Below are 19,166 nucleotides of genomic sequence, written 5' to 3'. Positions count from 1 at the left end.
TCTATCACTTACTGACTCTCTTCCTGACCCTCGGTTTGACCATTTTCCTGATCTTTCGTTTCATCTGGTGTTTCTGAAGACTGCTGGGACTGATTTTCCTGTGCCTTTGAATACATTGCCATTCCAATTGCTTGCGCTTTCTTTGACAGCTCCTCCGAGAGAGAGTCGATTTTTTCAGCATCATTATCCTTTATTGCATCTCTTAGCTGTTTTATAAGTTCAGTTGCTTCATCCTGATCCTTCTGATCTATCTTATCCTTGTTCTCACTTATGGTCTTCTCTGTAGTATATGCCAGTGTTTCTGCAAGATTTACCTTTTCAATTTCCTCTTTTCTCTTCTTATCTGCTTCAGCAAATTCCTCCGCCTCTTTCTTCATCTTTTCTATCTGATCCTTGCTGAGTTTATTCTTTGCTTCTATGGAAATTCTCTGCTGCTTATTGGTTGCCTTGTCCTTGGCTGTTACTGTCAATATACCATTTGCATCTATATCAAATGTTACCTCAATTTGAGGTATTCCTCTAGGGGCCGGGGGAATCCCCTGCAAGTTAAACATTCCAAGTGATACATTATCCTTTGCCATTGCCCTATCTCCCTGGACAACGTGTATTGTTACCTCGGTCTGTCCATCTGCAGCTGTAGAAAATATCTGTGACTTCTGAGTTGGGATGGTTGTGTTTGCTGGTATGATTGGGGTTGCTACACCTCCAAGTGTTTCTATACCAAGTGTAAGGGGAGTTACATCAAGAAGTACAATATCTTTTATTTCTCCAGTAAGTACTGCACCCTGAATGGCCGCACCTATTGCAACACATTCCATTGGATCAACACCTCCTTCCGCTTTCTTTCCAAAGAAATCTTCTACAAATTTCCTCACATAAGGAATTCTAGTAGGTCCACCTACGAGAATTATCTTATCAACCTTATCTTTCGTGAGGTTAGCTTCTTTTAAAGCCTTCTCCAGTGGTTCCTTTGATCTTGCCACTATAGGAGCGATTAATTCCTCGAGCTTTGATCTTTTGAGTTTTATGAGCATATTCTTTGGTTCATTGTTAACAACTGTAAGGTAAGGAAGGTTAATTTCTGTCTCAAGAGTTGTTGAAAGTTCAATTTTTGCTTTTTCTGCTGCATCTTTCAGTCTAATCTTAGCTTTTTCATCCTTGCTTAGATCGACCTTATCCGTTCTCTTGAACTCATCCATGAGATATTTGATGATTGCATCATCCATATCTGTTCCACCAAGTTTTGTATCTCCCGATGTGGAATCAACTTCGAAAACGCCTTCTCCAAAGTCCATTACTGTGACATCCAGTGTTCCTCCACCAAGATCATAGACAAGGATCTTCATAGACTGATTTACTTTATCTATACCATAGGCAAGAGAAGCTGCTGTAGGTTCATTAATTATTCTTTTAACATTAAGACCAGCTATTGTTCCCGCATCCTTTGTAGCCTGCCTCTGATTATCATCAAAATAGGCCGGTACAGTTATAACTGCTTCTGAAATGGTTTCCCCTAGATATGCTTCTGCATCCCTCTTTATTTTCTGGAGAATATATGAAGAAATCTGTTGTGGAGTATATTCTTTTCCATTAATTTTATACTTATAATCCGATCCCATTTTCCTCTTTGCGGCATAAATGGTACCTTCCGGATTCAGAAGTGCCTGTCTTCTGGCTGGTTCTCCAACAAGAAGTTCGCCATCCTTTGTGAACGCGACATAACTGGGGAAAGATTTACCCCCAACAGATATACCTTCCGCACTTGGAATTATGGTTGGTTTCCCGGATATTACTACCGCAGCTGCAGAGTTACTTGTTCCCAGATCAATTCCTATTATTTTACTCAATTTTTTCACCTTTTTTTTGTACTATGACCTTTGATGTCCTGATTACTTCATTATTCAAAAGGTATCCCTTCTGAATCTCATGGACTATCTTGTTCTCTTCTTCCCCATCTACTATTCCCACAACTTCGTGGTGTTTTAAATCAACTTTATGCCCTTCAGCCTCAATGGTTTTTAGACCATATTTGGAGAGGGTATTGAGTAGATTATCTCTTAATGAAATCAGCACCTGGTTATCCTTTTCAGATGCAACTCCTGCATCAAGAGTGTCCAGAAATGGAAGAAGGCCCTTCAGAATATCCATTCCAGCAGTTTTCTTCTGTGCCTCAAAGTCCCTCTGAGATATCTTCAAATAATTTTGTAGGTCAGCTAGGTTCCTAAGTAAATCATTATTTCGTTTCTTAAGCTCGTCTATTTGATCATCTTCAATTTTTACAGATACTTTTCTCATGGAATTCCTTCTCTTGGCATTTTTTATGGAATTCTGTATGGGATTAATAAGAATTTCCATATTATCGGACGTCTCGGTCATTGGAAGTAAATATGTTCTTCATTATAAATCTTTTCTATTTTAGTGTCATATTTTATAGAATTATTCTTTCACTATTAAGCAGGATTTCACAATGTTTTGCACTTAAAAGAAAATTATGGATCATATTAAATTAATTAATTCTAAATTATGAAGTTTAAAAAATTCATTTCACTGGACAAAAGTAATTTAACCTGAGGTATTATTACACCACAGTGCTTGATTATTATTCTCTTTTAGGTGTTTCCAGAACCGCATCAGAAGACGAAATCAGGAGTTCATATAAGGTTCTCATAAAGAAGTGGCACCCCGATTTGGCCAAGGGAGATGCCACGATGAACGAGTTGATGGCAAGACAGTTGAACGAAGCATATGAGGTTTTATCAGACCCAGGTAAAAGGAGAGTTTATGATCTTTCACTGGAAAGGGCCAAGAATGAAAGAGAAAAGTGGATGCAATATGCCAGAAATCCAAAAAGAGATAATACTCCCAGGGAAAACACTGTTAAAGGGCCATCATTTGATAATTTCGAGGACATAGAAAGAAAAAACAGAACAAAACTTGAACGAGAGAGGTTAGATAAATGGATGGTAAACCTTTCAAGGTATATGGCGGATCATCAGTGGGCCAGTAATACATTTGAGAAGCTTTCTGAAAATCTGAAATTAAAAGCGATGGCTGGAAATCTCACACTTGAAGATGCATTCTTCATATACTGTACATTTCAAATGGAAAAATCCACAATGGGAATAAAGACAAACTATTTCAATTCAAAAAAGATCAAGCAGATCCTTGAAACCTCAAAAACGAGAGATGAAATGGAAGTAGGTATGCAACTAATATCGAAAGAAGAATTAATACTTCAGCTCTTTCTTAAAGTAAATGCAGGGCTATTCAAAAAGATAAAGTTAACAGAAGAGGAATACAGGGTTATCCAGAAGTTCATGAAGTTTCACAGTTATCTTTTGAAGAAAAACGACGATTTTTTTGCGGGAGTTACAAAATTCTCTATTTCTAAAAACGAATGGGATGTTGCAAAAGAACTCATTAAAATGGAGGTTAAGTTTGACTGAAAAATTATCGAAATTAAATATACTTCTGCCAGTTTTAATATCTATTATAGTCTTATATCTGGTGTCACCGTTAATTCTAAAGAGCGAGGATTTCGTGACACTTTTGTCAATAGTACTTCTACTCGGACTCTTTATTTCAGGTTCATTTTATACTAGAGCTGGATCAGTGGTAGGTATAATTTTTCTGCTTTTTATCATTTCTACGGCTTATCTTCAGTCAATAAGTACAGGTGGTTCATACACGGTAACAATATCATTCATCACACTTTACGTCGGTATAATGTCATTTTCAACCTGGTTGTTTGTCATAGTAAACAAGAAAGTTGTTGAACCTATAAGGTCACGGGGGAGCAGAACTCAGGAGAAAGAAATTTTTGATGTAATAAATGATTTAGAATTTCTTGAGAGTCCTTAAGGTTCACACATATCCAGAACGCTGCAGTGCATCCATGCCTCCATCAACGTTATAAACTTCAAACCCCTTGTCAGCAAGGAAAATTGCACCGTAAAGACTTCTATTTCCATGGGCACAAATAATGGCGTATTTCTTTTTTTTATCTAACTTTTCATACTCTATAAAGAGGTCATTCAATGGTATAAGATGAGCATTATCTATATATCCGGAATTCCATTCATATGGCTCTCTTACATCAATTACCTGATAATCTTCGATATGTTCTCCAAATTCATCAGGTCCTAGATTAGTGGCATGGGCTTCCTGGAAATTTCCTGCCTGCTTAAACTCTTTATACTTCAGGAATTGAAGTTCGTGTCCAATCTTACTCAGTTCACTGGATGCAACATTCTTTTCCTCATCGGATTCATATAGCACAATGGTAGGGCTATCTCTGGAACTGAGGAAATTTGAAATTTCTGGCGCCCATCTACCTTCAACATATGGAGCTAGAATCGAGTTTGGAATATGTCCTTTCATGTAGGATTCAAAATCTCTCATATCGAGTATCATCATTTCTTCTTTTTTCACTTTCTCAACTACTTTCTCTATGTCATCGGTCATAACAGATAATGAATACACTCAACTTAACGCTTTCTCCATAAAATTTTTATATTTTTTATTTAATCATGACCTTTGATCCATGAATCTTTTATACCTTTGCAGAACAGAAGGATTAATGGAAGGCTTCACATCAAGCATTGCTTCGTTCATGGAATTATCTGTTATGAACTCTTCATTGTTCCCTTCTACAGCCCTCAAAAAGGCTTTCTGAGTCGTGAATTTACATAGATATTCAAGATCTGCCGCGCTGTAACCCTCGGTCTTTTTAGCAAGTTCGTCAACATCTACCTTACCAAGTCTCTTTATTTTAGAGAGATAGTGTTGAAGTATCAGTTTCCTTGCTTCTAGGTCGGGAGGTGGAATGTAAATCATCCTGTCAAATCTTCCTGGCCTTGTCACTGCAGGGTCCAGTTGCCATGGGACGTTTGTTGCTCCGAGGATTACTACAGGTCTATCTGAGGAATCAGATGAAAACCCTCCTATTTCATTAAGAAACTGTGAAACCCCTCTTCTCGCTGCATCACTGTTAACCTGATCACGGGATGGAAAGAGGCTATCAAGTTCATCAAAGAAAAGAATGCAGGGAGACAGTTCTTTAGCCGCTTTGAACAGTTTAGTAATATTCTTTTCAAAATTACCAAACCACTGGCTGAACAGGCTTGAAGGATTAACGTAGATAAAATTCATCTTTGCCTCTCTTGCCAGTGCTCTTATAAGGAATGTTTTACCATTTCCTGGAGGACCATATAAGAGTATCCCACCTCCAAATTTTATATTGAATTCTTTTGCCAGATCTGGAAATTTCAATGGATATATTATCTGTGTGTACATTTCTTCTTTTACCTTTGTCATACCGGCAACCTCATCCATGGTGGGGCCATTGCCATTTTCCAGTGTCAGTCCGAGTTCTTCAAGTATTTTGATCCCGTCTGCATCCTCTCTGCTTCCCGAAGATTCACCCGATTTTAACCTCGTAATAGCAGTTTGGATAGATTTCATCTGTCTCTGTATTTTCTCCTTTTTTATCTGGTTATCCGTTCTAAGTTCATCGTTTAGTATCAATACTGCATCGCTGTAGAGAGACAGTGCTGTTTTTCTATCACCATCGTATTCAGCCTTCAGACCTTTTTCCAGCAATTCCCTTAATTTTTCATGTTCCATGTTCTAAATCTCCCTCATATACTCTTTATCTCCCTAACAGCTCCAAGGTTATCAAGATAAATTGAGAACATCGAGTTACCTGAATATATCTTTATCCACTGCTTCCTGAAATCCCTTGATTTCATTACTTCGTCCGTTTCTATTTCGTCAATGAAATCGACAATTTCATTCACCCCATTTTCCTGTTCCTGTGTTAGGTATTCATCAATACCTTCGCCCACATAAGGACAGTTACCAAATTCATCCACGATATCCTTATAACTTCCGGAATTTCCAGTCAGGATAGAGATCTTCTTTCCCATGGATTCAATGTAATTCTTATATATTTTGTTTATATTTATCTGGTCTATCAAATCCACATCAAGAACCTTATCTGCGGAATAATTCTTCAGGATTTCTCTGACAGGGACATTTTGCTGGTCTGTCAGTTCAGGAACGAAAGATTTCATATTCTGGAGTATTGTAGAATTGAAATCCTGTATTATTTCTTCAATGTTAATGGTTGAAATTATTGAGTTCTTCTTTCTGAACCTCTTCCTTCCACTTTTAAAAAATAAGGTCATACCACCACCTACAGTCCCATCTGCAATTGTATCATAATCGAATCTTTTCTGAAATTCAATAAGGGAATTAGTGCAGTGGGAGTTGTATGGCCAGTATCCTGAAACTAAAAAAATTGTCTCAATATTTCCATAATTTTTTTCATCTCTTTTCGGAAAAAACTTCTTTAATACGGAAAAGGCAAGCTGTACAGTATCCTCATCGAGTGACTGCAGGTTCTTGAGCCTCGTCTTTAAAATAATGACTTTCCTGTTCATCAAACTTTCTAGATTTGTAATTTTATTAAAAATTTCATTTTCCATACTCTTCCTCAATGTTAATAATATCTCACTTAAATAAATCTATTCTTTTCATGATGTAGAAATTAATATAAAGGGGTAAGTGCTTTTATTTTTGTAATAAAATGGAAAGTGAATGCATTACAATTTTCAGGAGAGCTCTTCAGGAGGCTGGAAGAGATTACATGGACATTGTTACAATGGACACGAGTGGCAGAAAGAGAATGATGAGAGATCTTGATAACTATTACTCAACCATAGGAACCAGATGCAGCGATAAAATTGGAATGGAAATGGCGAAGAGCGCTCTGGCTAATATAAAACTGGCACAGCTAAAGATATCACTCTCTTTCAGGAAAGAATCTGAAAATAAAACAATAGATGATCAGGAAATAGAACAGTACGTAAGGAAATTTACTGATGATGAATATGAGGCTGTAGAAAAACTTGAACATTTCTCAAAAATAGATTCAATGAACAGTGAGTCCATAAGGACACTACTAATAAACAGGGATGATCAGATATACAGGCTTATCAAGGAATGGTACAATGAGAATATGGAGAATTTCCTTTCCACCATAGATATACTATCAGGAAAAAATGTTAGAGGGGAGATCTCTCAGGCTATGGAGGAAAAATACAGAAACAGGTTCCAGAAAATTACCGAAGGTGTCATTTCGTTTATTCAGATTGATCCAGGTCAGATTAAGAAACTGTTTAACAATTATGAAAGAGTCCTGAAAATTTCACTGGATCTGGAAAATAAGAGATCTAAAATAGAGAATGAATTAACAGAAATGTTATCGGGAAATGAACTTGATCAGATTTATAACAAGGTTATGGAAGCAACAGTCCTCCTGAAGAACAGAGATATGGCTTCACTTAAAAGTTTTGACATTGAGTCTCCATTGAAGGAATTGAAGACCTTTGAAATTAAAATGAAAGGAAAGATAAACGAATTGGAGAATGAAATGGGTAGACTCAATTCAGACCCTGACATATCAGGCAATCCAGAGTTAAGGGAAATAGAAGTAAAGAGGATTCAATCACTGATCCAGGATTCAAACTATAAAATGGAAAATGATATAGAATCGCAGATTAGTACCCTGAATACGCTCAAAAAACTCATTGCAGTGTCAGGAAAAAGTGGAACAGGAGCCTTTGACTCCACATTTGCCTGTACTGAAGAAGAGGCAAGGATAAGAGAAGTTGCATTTTTCGAAACAGCAGAATCCTTATTCACAGACGAAAAATCCATAAGACTTTCCAACCCAAGAATGGATTTTGAAGGAGGTGTTAAGGTAAAGGACATAATTAACAGAAACACTTTCTCAGAAATGTACGAATTGAGTGGAGATGGAACATATGCAGTAGAAAGTAGGGCAATAATGTACCGTTACCAGAAGAGAAGGTTTCTGAGGAATGATGTCAGGATAGGAGTGGCCTTTATTTATAATGTTCATGAATCCGAGATTTACAGAAAGGAAGGAAATATGGGAATAGGAATAGATCAGCACCCATTTAATAATATTGATCTTGCAAGAATACTGGGTGTTTTAATCGAAACTTCCAACATGGAAAATTCCTACATTATAGCAGTTATAGGCTCTCCAAATGGTTTTGAAGATAGTGTGATTGATCAGGTTAAGAACTCATCAAATAATGGAGTTGATAGCAAGAACTTCCTGCTACTGCTTAGAGATATGAGAAATGGTAATGTTTATTTTAACGAAAATAACAGTCAATCAGTAGAGATCAGTAATATACTTATGGCAAAGGATCAACCTCCAGGCAAGGATAAGATAGAAAAGATAAGAAGGGAGACACTTGACGAATTGAAGATTTCAGGTATTGCAAGATTGAAATCCATAGGAAAGATGACAGACTGCAGTAGCAAGGACGTAATATACGTATGGAAGTTAATGGAAAAAGAAGGTCTTGGAATTCAGTCAAAAGTTCAGGATGAAGAAGTATTCAAGAAAAAGTGATTATTTATACAAAATCTTCATTACATTCCATGGATTTTTTGCAATGTTTGCTCGAAGATGAGGAATACAAAAAAAGGTCCACAGGTGAGCTAACATAATGCCAGGAATTCCACTTAACCAGTTCGGATATGGTGAAGAGATTGGATTAGTCATATTTCTCACGGTAGTGTGTTCTCTCGTTCTCTTATCATGGTATCTTTCAATAAGTCATTATGTCAAAGAGGCCAATAAGAAGATACTGGGCTCTCAGGAGATTTATTATAGAAACCTCTCCCGTGGTTCCGTTGAAACTGGAATTTATGTGATTCTATCAATGATACCCTATATCGGTTTTATTTTTATGTTTTTAAGTTCATCTTCTATTTCAAGGATGAGAAGGGTTACTGCTGCCATAAATCATAACTTTTCCAAAGCCTCAAGGAGATATGTAATGGTATCATTCCTAACAGGACTGGGGATGTTTATCAGCACCCTGGTTAGTCTAGCAGGAATAGGATTCCTGCATAATAGTACTTCCTATGCTCAAATCTTTTATCTTGAAATACTCTGGTATCCCATATATTTTACAGTATCGGTTGGGACATTATTGTCAGTATCTACACCCGGGATAAGAGGTGCTACAGGAGTTGTAGGTACACTTTCTATACTTGCATATATGGGTGTAATCTTATCGTCAGGATCAACAATTTTTAATTATAATATTATATATTTTATTGAATTCACAGAAATCTTAATAGCTTTATTGTTTATGGTGAATTATCATACAACTAAGGTGCTTCATATGAAGATTGTCAAAAACAATACTGGTATTGCAGAAACCAATGTAACTAATACGATGTCAATGGCAGGAGATCCGGTTATTAATGAGGGGTACAAGCCTGAATTTAACCGTGATAAAAATCAGTCAGCAAATCAAAAGCAACAGGTCAATAGCAGTCAAAATCAGACTAATTATCAGCAGAGAAATGCAGTATCAACTATAAACACTAAATATGAACAGAAAGACGCAATTGCCATAATCGGACCACCAGCAGCCGGTAAGACCACATTCCTTGCATACTTTTTTCATTTTTTGCAGGACATTGAAGCGGCCATAAACGTGGAAGCAGATGTTGTGAGTGGAATAGACCTTATGGAAGAATATATAAACAGGATATTTTCCGAACACAAGTTCCCAGAACTCACTGCGAAAGACAGGGTTGGTGAGGTAGTCTTTCAATTCACGAAGAAGAAAAGATTTGGATCAAATAGAATATACTTGCGGATAAACGACATTGCTGGGGAAACGTTTAACAGTCTTCAGGGTGGTCCCGATAATGTAAGGAGAATGTTGATGAATACAAGATTTGAATACCTCCTGAAAGCAAAAGGATATCTGGTAATGATCGATTGTTCTTCATACCGTGAGTGGGCTACACGGGATCTACAATACAGAAGAATCATTGAAACCATTCTTAATGCAAGGGTGGACAAAAAAAGCCGTCCAAATATAGCATTCCTTTTTACGAAAACAGATACACTTCCTGACGCAGTATTTAATTATTCAGCAATTGACCTCTTAAAATTATTGAGAAATACCTATGCATATATCACAAAAAACATAAAGAATCCATCAGCATTCAAGATATTCATAAAGACTGAAAGGGATCAAAATGGAGAAATTGTTCCAAAGTTAGATCTTGGTGTGGGTGGAATGTACGGAATAAACTTCGATCCTCAACTAAACTCAGGTTTTATCTTAATTGCAAACTGGATTAGTGAGGTAGGAGACTTATGAGTCTAATTAGCATTGTTGCAGACCAGGTTCTTTATGGTTGGGCGGAAAAAAAAGGGAGGTCAGGATATCAGTTCATTACACAGAGTTCCTCATTAAGTGAAGAGGACTTTAGCTACATAGAAAAGTACAGTATACCAATCGGTCTGAATAACATCGCATTTAAGGAATCCAGAAGATTGTTAACATTACCGTCTGGAAAAGTCGCAATGAACTATGTAAAAAATATAGGAAAAGACATACATGGAAGGGATGGAGCCCTGATGAGTCATTTCCTTATTTTTGATTTTAAGAATTTTGTCGAGGCAAGAAAGAACCTTGAGGAACTGGACAGACATCATTTGAAAGGTATTGCTTCGGTTAAGGACATAGAAAAATTAAAACTGGCTAATGGCAATTTTATGCAACTTCCAGTAGTTAATATAGAGATAGATGTAAATGACCAGTCCTACGGAGAAGAATTAATATCAGATAAAAATCGAGAATTTTCCAGAGATGCACTTTATGGTATTTTCCTGAATATTTTCCAAAGCCAGATAAAAATTGGTGTTATATCCACTGATATCACTACCATGTTCAGGCAAATAATGACTCTTGAGAGTCTTTTTCCACCATGGATAGTACTCACTTATTCTACATATGATTATCCGCCTTCGCAGGAAGAAAGAATTTTTGATCTGGTGTGTACACTCCCTTCCACTGATAATAGTTCAAATGTTATCATAAATTATAATGGAAAGAATGTTGAAATTCCAGGTGAAGATAGCCTCATAAGATCTGTATCAAATGAGTATTTTAGACTAATTGAGACAGGAAAAGTTTACGATATAGGAAAATCAGACGACTTACCGCAGAGTAGTAATAGAACAATTCTGGCCAACATATTTATATCAAGAATAGTAAAATCTATATGCAACAATGCTGAGCCATCAATGGCAATTAACACAGCATTGAAAGTTTCAAATATGGAATCATATGGACCAAAGGAAGAATATTTCAAGATAGTAAGCGATATTATTAGAAAAAGTGGATTCAGAGACGATCTAATTGATGCTACTGTAAAGTATCTTGAAAATAACGTTGAGGAGGAAAAGGCAAAGGGATACGACACTGATCTAATTGACAACATGATGCCTGTGCTGATACAGTGTGACCCAAATACTGTAGGTGGTAGAAATCTCGTTCAGTTCCTAAAGAATATAAGTTTATCGAATTATGGAAAGATAAATGAGATTCTGGTTGAAAACATGTTGAAAAGTGATTCAAACGTAAACATGGGCAGAACTTTATTTACCACAATACCAACACTTTTCAGGACGTGGTCAAAATATTCTACAAGCAGGAAGATGACGCCAACAGAGATCGATCAGAGCATTTCCATTCTGAAGAGTTTCGATATTGCAAGGAAAGACCTGTTCTCACTGGTTGAGGAATCTATAGTTGAAAACAAATTTGAAGATTTAGAATTCCTAAAGGAAGTTTTAGAAATTATTGCAAAAAACAATGAAGTATTTGATCAGAAAAAGATGTACAATCTCATCACGCAGGTAAAGAAAGGATTGGTAAAAAGAAAGGTTCTAATTCCACCAGAACTCAACAATATTATAGTGGAAATGATAGGTGGTGATGAAGAACCAACTGAAAAGCGCAGATTCAGACTGAGAGGATGAGAATGGCAAAAGAAAATATATTTAAGAGCAAGGAGGAACTTGCAACAAGAATTTTTAAAGAATGCAAGAAAATTGAGAAAAGGAGAGATATAACACCTGTAGAGAGAAATAACATAAAATATGTCAGGACACTCATAGAGTCAACATTCAAAAATCCAAGTGATGAGGTACTTCTTAGCAATCTGCTCATATCCTTAAGAGGCATAATAGAAAGCAGGAAGATTGATGAAAAGAACTTAGTTTATTTCCAAAATTCACTTTCTAAGCTGGAGCAAGAAGAAAGAGAGAAGAAAAGGGACAGAGATCTTGAATCGCTTATCAATCTATTCAAGTCAGATGTTATTGAAGACAGAACAAAGGGTTTTACAGAAATGAGTCAGTACGTCAAACAGTCATGGAGAGACGAATTCGAAATATATGTTCCAGAGGCTGTAAAAAACATGTCATCAGATCAAACAGAACTGGCTTTATCATCAGGTATATTCGTTCTTGAATGCTGTTCTTATAAGCCGGATATTTATAAGAAGTTTGAATCAACTCTCCTTTCAACTCTGAACTCAGCTGATCCCCAGATTAAAGCAATCATAATTTTAATGTGTTCGAGGGTTGGGGCAACAAAGGCCATTCAGGAGTTGATCAAATATTCAGATAACGACGAGCGGATAAATCTCAGAAAACTGAATATACCAGATTATATGATTAAATTCAAGCACAACGGAGATTATGCCTATCTGAATGATATGGTACGCGATGCAATTTTTACCATCGTGGATTCTACGAACGATCCATCCAATTACGTTAAAATGTCAGTCTCATATTCACTCTCTGGCATACTTCGAGAAGGAGAGGAGTTTTCTTTGGTGTTTAAGATCCGACCCATAGTGGACATGGAGAATCTTGTCATAAATCTTAACGGACTTTTGGGCTCATTTGATGTGGTTGGTCAAACAAAAATATCATTGTCAAACCTGAAGATAAATGATTACAGAGAATTAGAATCAAGACTGATCCCCGAAACAAGTGGTCATCTAAAGGGAACAGTAGAGCTGCAAGCTTCAGATCTTTGGAGGGGAGAGTTAACTCTTGATGCCATATTTGAACGTAAAATAAACGAGGCGAAAAAGGAAACCAGTGTAATCGTTCACAGCAGTGATACTGAAGAACCCTCTGTTAAAGCTACAAAGCCAGAGCAGAGAAGAGAAAACAGTATCGATATCCTGATCAAAGACATACAAACAATGGAGGTAAGAAAGGTTGTTAATGCTATTGACGAACTAAAAAATTATGTAAAGGGAGACGAAAACCTTGAAAACAGGTTATCAGCACTTTCAGTTAATTTTTCTCTAAGGGGAACAGACAAGATAACAAGGGTAGAGATGGAGAATGTTATCGAAATAGCAGAAAATATAAGACACAGGTCGTGAAGTGAATAGAGATCTCAAAGGTAGTGGAGAGCAAAAACTTGACATCAGGGCTTTACACAAAATATTTAGAATAATATCACCACTCTTTTTCATTCTGTACCTATTAATTACATACTTTTATCTGAATTCCAGAGGCATTCACCTGAACGCAAACATTGAAAGATCAATTGCAACATTTCTTGGTATAGACAGTCATGTTGGAATTCCGTTAATATCAAAAATATTTCTTGCAATTTTTATTTATACATTTTTAATGCGTAGATTATTCGCCTACCTAAAAAAATACATAGTGGGCGTGAGAAATCAGATCGTTATAAAGAGACTGTACAAATTTATATTCTCTTCAATTTCTTATATAATCATATTGCTCCTTATCAGGGTACTTACATTACTGGCTCTAGGGACGACATATAAATCAATTTCTAACGGTACTGAAACTTTATTTTATCTCATAATTTCCGCATTTGCAATATCTGGATTCTCCGGCATATTATTGCTTGTTGGGATACAGGGCAAATTTCTTACTATTCTACAGAGAATCAGGATTTCATATTTCTCAGCGTTCTTTTCAACAATAATCCTGATATTTATCTCCATGGAGATATATGTGGGATATCCAAGCATTCCACATCAGGAGATTCTGTACTACCTGTTGCCATTTTCATTATTCGTTATGATTCTTATAGGGTACTTTCTTCGATTTAAGGAATCTGATAGTGATCCAGTATTCCTAATAAATTCATCTGGGCCTGCCGTAGTTATGATACTACTGGCACTTATTCTAAATACTAATAGTAGTCTTGGCCTCGTTTCAGTGATTTCACCTATTACATTTTTTGAGTATCTTTTTCTCTGGTTTCCTTCGTTTTCACTAATCATTGCAATATCATCTGCTGCGGGTTACAGAATGAAGTGGTCCAATGCAAAGACAACACTCTATGTATTCTCCTTTCTAACAGGTTTTATTGCAATCTTTATTTTTTTGCTTTTCTCAGGGTCATTCTCCTCCGGTCCAGTCGTTGTTTATTATTCTCTTTTTTTCCTAATTAGAGACATAATCTCCCTTATCCTTATTTCAGATCTAATTAAATCTGGTTTCCTGATTATTCTATTTCTTTCCACAACCTACCTAATAACAAGAGGACTGCTATCAAAAATCAGGAACGAAATCCTTAATATGTCGAGTCTTTTATTTTCATTTATTCTCATATTTCTTTTTTTTACCATGATCATTGAGAAAATACCTTTCTTTGAAAAGCTTTTCAATAAGGGAACCCTGTTCTTCCAGTACAATAGTGGAATAAATTGGATACCACTGACAATTTCACTTATAATACTTCTTATCCTTTTCGCTTTGGCGTATATTTTGAGTGGAACCATATCTCCTGGCACCAGAAAAGGTGGAATGATGGCCTCAATAATCGGCATTTACTTCATTTTAACAGTTTACATTCCCAATTTCAATTCTGTGCATGCGTCTGGAATAACCTATTTGGTTAGCATCCTTACTGTAATGGCTATTTCCTATGCAGCTTCTGTTATATCAACGCCTTTAAGATTTTCTATATTTGATGAAACATCCCGCTCGGGATACAAGCAATACGAGGAGTCGATGATTTCCAGGGGAACAAATCAATATGGTGTTCTGTATGGGGTGAATAGTGAGAGTTATAGTACACTGAGTTTAGTAGGACCAGAAAATTCAGGCAAGACTACCTTTCTCGCATTCTTCTTAAACTACATAGATGCGCTTTCATCTGATACAAAATTCACCTGGGATATAACCAGTGGCATAGAATTAATGGAATCACTTCTAAATAGCATAATCGTAAATAGTCAGTTTCCGGAGAAAAATAAAAATGGGAAAAGTAATAAAATATCTATCCTCCTGAAGCCAAAAAATGAAAGTACATTCAGAAATTTGACCATAGTAGATTGGTCGGGTATAACTCTTGAAACGGAGTCAGAAAAATTCAAAGATAATCTCAGCAATGGAAAGGCCTATGCCATATTTATAGATCATTCAATGTACTCAGATTTAAAAAATTACGATATTAAAATTGTAAAAATACTCAAGAATATTCTTGATAACAGGAAAAATGATCTTCCAGATCCGAAGTTCTGTTTCGTTCTATTCAATTTTCCCTTGGGAACACTGGATCTTGAGGGTCAGACACCAAGGGAAGTTGTTATGCTTTTACCAGAAACAAGAAAAGTAATCGAGAGCCGTATTAAATCAAGCACCATCTACCTAAGACCAAGCATAAAGATAAAAACTGATAAACAGGGAAAAACCTCCATTGAGTCACAGGAAATAAATGGAATTCTAAGGATACCATATGATCCAGAAACAAATTACGCATTCAAGCTATTCTTTGGATGGCTTCTCACTCTATGAATCATTATGTTTTTGTATTCTCCCCCATTATTTTATTTATGAGATCATCGATTTCATTATTTGATTTTTCCTGATTCTCTGGTGGATTTTGACCTAATATGCTTCCTATTACCTCATCAACGTTTTCTCCTCCTCTTGCAGCAAATTCATCAAGACTCTGATTTATGTTACCAAACTGATCCTCAAGTCTTCTTTCTAAATCCTCTGTCTTTTGGTTTATTGCCTGGATGTTATTTTCAATCTGCCTTGCCTGTTCCTCTGAGAGCATTCTCTTATTAAGTTCCCTGTTTGCATCAGATAATATTTCATTGTTTCGCCTTTCGTTATATACAAATTCAAATGTTATTTCCAAATTATCCAGATAAAGTGAAAAGCTCTTCAGATACTCCACCGAACTTTTTATTCTGACTGCATTCTGTGCTGCATTCAGCATCCCTTTTTTATCCTTGATCGATGCTGCTTTTTTAATGTTGGCTATGGCCTGAGCCATAAGCTGTTGCTGTCTTTTAAGCCCTCTGTCTATTTGAGATTTGTAATTTCTAATTTTGCTTCTCGTCTCAAATTGTTTGTCATCCTCACTTTTGCGTAATTTAATCGCCATTTTATCAGTATATTATTACATTGCCACTAATTAAACATTTCCTATAATCAAGATTAATAAACTTTGTAATATTGAACCGTTTTGCAGGTTGACTAACCATACCAATTTATCGTTATATATGGTGGTTTTTATGGGAAATTTTAATATTATCTATAATTAAGTTAAATATCGAAAATAGAATATCCCTCCATGGAAAGAGAGAGTAAACTGATACTTGTACTTCTAATCGGAGTGCTAATGGGTGCAATTGATTCCACCATAGTTCTCCTTGCCCTTACAACCATAAACGGATATTTCAAAACTCAACTTTCTCTGTCAATATGGGTCATCCTGATTTATCTGCTTGTAATTGCCGTAGGGACAACCCAGCTTGGAAGGCTTGGTGATATAGTTACTAGAAAAAAAATATTCACGGCAGGAATTGGAATTTTTACCATTGGTTCTGCACTGAGTGGAGCCTCTACCACTATATATGAATTAATCGGTTTCCGGGCAATCCAGGCATTTGGCGCTGCTATGATTCAGTCAAACAGTGGAGCAATAGTAGCTGATAATTTTCCACCACAGAGGAGGGGCAGAGTTTTCGGATACACTGCAATCGGATTCAACTCTGGTGCCATGCTTGGGATAGTTCTGGGAGGAATTATAACTACGTTTATTGGCTGGCAGTACATTTTCTATATAAACGTCCCAATTGGAATTTTTGCATTCATCTATGCAATACAGAATATTAATCCGGGGCAGAAAATTCCTAACAAACTCGATATCCCGGGGGCAACTCTACTCGCTGCATCTCTGGCAATTCTGGCATATGGAGGTGTTGATATAACTTCTAATGGTCTAACATTTTACAATGAAATGTTCATTCTTGTGGGTACAATTGTACTTTTGGCTTTTATAGCCGTAGAGAGGTATGTTTCTAAGCCACTCATACCATTCAGAATTTTCAAAATACGTGTCTTGAGTTATTCAATCATTTCTGCTTTTTTGCAGAGTCTTGGTTTTCTATCTGTTGTGTTCCTTCTAATAATGTATCTTCAGGGAATAAGGGATCTTACACCATTTGTTAGCTCACTGTATCTTCTCCCTGGATATGTAGTAGGGAGTATCCTTGGTCCACTGTTTGGAAGATTGGCGGACAGGATAGGAGCGAGGATCCCTGCAACTTCGGGTCTTCTTATCATGGGCGTGGCAATTCTTATATATTCCACTTTAAAGGTGAATTCAACACTGGATATAATTATAATTGGATCATTCTTCACAGGAATTGGTTCCTCACTGTTTTTCCCTGCTAACAACAGTGCAGTAATGGCTAATTCACCTCGGGACCTCTATGGTTTATCATCAGGGTTCCTGAGAACAATGTCTAACATTGGAATGCTGGGTAGTTTCATAGTATCTATATCCATAGCAAGTCTCAGCGTTTCAAGATATGTTGCATATGAGGTATTTGCAGGCACAAGCGAATTGGATGGTGGTTTGAGTCCAACTGTTTCATCTGCATTATTAGGTGGAATACGATCAGCCCTATTTGTGTGTCTTGCAATATTACTCGTAGGTGCATTATTCTCATTCGCAAGAGGAAAGGAGGATCGAGCCATAAAGAGATAAAACTCTCAAAACTATTTTTAATGATAGATGTATTTATGGGAAATGAACAGGCAATCCGGTCTGCTTACTCTAACAAAGTCTTTTAGATCATTTATTTTCATTACGATGGCTGTTAGCTCGCCCTATTATCTCGCCTCTTTCCATTATAATTCAATAGAGATCGGTCTGGTATTATTTCTGAGTCTTCTCTCTACCAGTATATTTGTAATATTATACGGACGTATTAATAAATCACTCAAATTGAGATCAATCCTGTTATCCTCGTTTCTGATCATTGGATTTGTTCTTCTCATAATTTTTCACAATCCAGTGTTCTATGTGATAGGTGTGATAGTAGGTGGTATATCCTTAAGTGGAAGGGACCTTTCAGCTTATCAGCCTATAGAACAATACACAATTAGTCATTATGAAGTTGACCAAAAAATTAAGAACCGTACCTTCTCCATTTATAATTTTGGTTCTTATGGAGCAGCGTCAATTGGATCACTCGTTCTATTCATATTGAGCACCATAACATTTCAGGAAATTTTTATTATGGATATGCTTCTAGCTGTAACACAACTGTTTTTCTATCTTTTGATTGAATTTCCAGTATATCATAAGAAAAGTGATCGCCCAGAAATATCTGAAGATATGAAGGGTCATATTCGAATATTGACTGCTTTATTTTCCATGGATTCCATTGGAGGAGGCCTTATAACCACATCAATGCTCACCCTGTGGTTCAAGGCTGTATATAATGTAGATCTTAGTACTGCCGGGGCAATCTTCCTGGTTGTAAATATATTAACGGCCATATCTATTCTGATTTCATCCAGGATACAGAACAGCATCGGGTTGATAAGGACAATGGTTTTTACTCATCTGATAAGTAATGGTTTTCTCCTGTTCATGCCAGTTGTTCATAATCTTTTATGGAGTGAGGCATTTTTGTACCTGCGCCAGACAACCAGCCAGATGGATGTGCCAGCGAGGGATAGTTTCATCAACACTTTTATACCAAAAGAAAGCAGAATAGGAGCAAATTCAAGATTTACCTCTGCCAGATCAGCCTCACAAATACCTGGTCCACTTCTTGGAGGTCTTGCAGTTGACCTGTTACCATCATCTTTAATATTCGCTGCTGGAGGTATAAAAGCAGCCTATGATATTATACTTTACTGGAAATATTCGTGGTTTAAAACATAATATCCATATATCATTGGGAAAAATTTTATTACATCAAGAATTAAGCCA

15 protein-coding genes are annotated in these 19,166 nt (G+C 36.4%); 9 read left to right on the top strand and 6 right to left on the bottom strand.

Features of this window, described 5'->3' with window-relative positions; genetic code table 11:
• Positions 1 to 8 precede the first annotated feature (8 nt).
• Both dnaK and CSP5_RS05490 read right to left on the bottom strand, forming a co-directional pair.
• A complete protein-coding gene (dnaK, locus tag CSP5_RS05495; RefSeq protein WP_148689841.1) occupies positions 9 to 1,847 on the bottom strand; it encodes a molecular chaperone DnaK in 1,839 nt (612 codons plus the stop codon).
• Complete coding sequence (locus CSP5_RS05490) at positions 1,840 to 2,295, bottom strand: nucleotide exchange factor GrpE (protein WP_206744747.1); 456 nt, start codon at positions 2,293 to 2,295, stop codon at positions 1,840 to 1,842. Before CSP5_RS05490 ends, dnaK begins: the two co-directional genes overlap by 8 nt.
• A 293-nt stretch (positions 2,296 to 2,588) precedes the next feature.
• Between CSP5_RS05490 and CSP5_RS05485 the strand changes: the two genes are divergently transcribed.
• A complete protein-coding gene (locus CSP5_RS05485; RefSeq protein WP_148689840.1) occupies positions 2,589 to 3,446 on the top strand; it encodes a J domain-containing protein in 858 nt (285 codons plus the stop codon).
• Complete coding sequence (locus CSP5_RS05480) at positions 3,439 to 3,861, top strand: hypothetical protein (protein ID WP_148689839.1); 423 nt, start codon at positions 3,439 to 3,441, stop codon at positions 3,859 to 3,861. Before CSP5_RS05485 ends, CSP5_RS05480 begins: the two co-directional genes overlap by 8 nt.
• A 3-nt stretch (positions 3,862 to 3,864) precedes the next feature.
• Here the strand turns inward: CSP5_RS05480 and CSP5_RS05475 are convergent, their stop codons facing one another.
• From CSP5_RS05475 to CSP5_RS05465, 3 genes are all read right to left on the bottom strand, one after another.
• A complete protein-coding gene (locus CSP5_RS05475) occupies positions 3,865 to 4,464 on the bottom strand; it encodes a rhodanese-like domain-containing protein (protein WP_148689838.1) in 600 nt (199 codons plus the stop codon).
• 63 nt (positions 4,465 to 4,527) lie between these two features.
• A complete protein-coding gene (locus CSP5_RS05470; RefSeq protein ID WP_148689837.1) occupies positions 4,528 to 5,625 on the bottom strand; it encodes an ATP-binding protein in 1,098 nt (365 codons plus the stop codon).
• Positions 5,626 to 5,639: 14 nt separating this feature from the next.
• Positions 5,640 to 6,443, bottom strand: a complete 804-nt coding sequence (locus CSP5_RS05465) for a hypothetical protein (RefSeq protein WP_148689836.1) — start codon at positions 6,441 to 6,443, stop codon at positions 5,640 to 5,642.
• 146 nt (positions 6,444 to 6,589) lie between these two features.
• Here CSP5_RS05465 and CSP5_RS05460 point away from each other — a divergent pair, with 146 nt between their 5' ends.
• The 5 genes from CSP5_RS05460 (at position 6,590) to CSP5_RS05440 (ending at position 15,718) form a co-directional block, all read left to right on the top strand.
• Complete coding sequence (locus tag CSP5_RS05460) at positions 6,590 to 8,452, top strand: hypothetical protein (RefSeq protein WP_148689835.1); 1,863 nt, start codon at positions 6,590 to 6,592, stop codon at positions 8,450 to 8,452.
• A gap of 97 nt (positions 8,453 to 8,549) precedes the next feature.
• Positions 8,550 to 10,229 carry a TRAFAC clade GTPase domain-containing protein gene (locus CSP5_RS05455; RefSeq protein WP_148689834.1) on the top strand — a complete coding sequence of 560 codons (1,680 nt, stop codon included), beginning with the start codon at positions 8,550 to 8,552 and terminating at the stop codon, positions 10,227 to 10,229.
• On the top strand, positions 10,226 to 11,896 hold the full coding sequence (locus CSP5_RS05450) for a hypothetical protein (protein WP_148689833.1): 1,671 nt from the start codon (positions 10,226 to 10,228) through the stop codon (positions 11,894 to 11,896). The genes CSP5_RS05455 and CSP5_RS05450 overlap by 4 nt, the downstream gene beginning before the upstream one ends.
• A gap of 2 nt (positions 11,897 to 11,898) precedes the next feature.
• Positions 11,899 to 13,320 (top strand): hypothetical protein, encoded by a 1,422-nt coding sequence (locus tag CSP5_RS05445; RefSeq protein WP_148689832.1) that lies wholly within the window; start codon positions 11,899 to 11,901, stop codon positions 13,318 to 13,320.
• Position 13,321: 1 nt separating this feature from the next.
• On the top strand, positions 13,322 to 15,718 hold the full coding sequence (locus CSP5_RS05440; RefSeq protein ID WP_148689831.1) for a hypothetical protein: 2,397 nt from the start codon (positions 13,322 to 13,324) through the stop codon (positions 15,716 to 15,718).
• 4 nt (positions 15,719 to 15,722) lie between these two features.
• Here CSP5_RS05440 and CSP5_RS05435 read toward each other — a convergent pair whose 3' ends face one another.
• Positions 15,723 to 16,319, bottom strand: coding sequence for a hypothetical protein (locus CSP5_RS05435; protein ID WP_021789502.1), 597 nt, complete (start codon positions 16,317 to 16,319; stop codon positions 15,723 to 15,725).
• A gap of 189 nt (positions 16,320 to 16,508) precedes the next feature.
• Between CSP5_RS05435 and CSP5_RS05430 the strand changes: the two genes are divergently transcribed.
• Both CSP5_RS05430 and CSP5_RS05425 read left to right on the top strand, forming a co-directional pair.
• Positions 16,509 to 17,930 carry an MFS transporter gene (locus CSP5_RS05430; protein WP_021789503.1) on the top strand — a complete coding sequence of 474 codons (1,422 nt, stop codon included), beginning with the start codon at positions 16,509 to 16,511 and terminating at the stop codon, positions 17,928 to 17,930.
• Positions 17,931 to 17,972: 42 nt separating this feature from the next.
• The gene (locus CSP5_RS05425) at positions 17,973 to 19,118 is read left to right on the top strand and encodes an MFS transporter (RefSeq protein WP_077076842.1); all 1,146 of its coding nucleotides are present in this window, start codon (positions 17,973 to 17,975) and stop codon (positions 19,116 to 19,118) included.
• The last annotated feature ends 48 nt before the right edge of the window (positions 19,119 to 19,166 follow it).

Origin of the sequence: Cuniculiplasma divulgatum (genome assembly GCF_900083515.1) — an archaeon.
Lineage (GTDB): Archaea > Thermoplasmatota > Thermoplasmata > Thermoplasmatales > Thermoplasmataceae > Cuniculiplasma > Cuniculiplasma divulgatum.
Note: the sequence above shows the minus strand (reverse complement) of the source record. Positions and strands in the feature narration are given on the sequence as shown.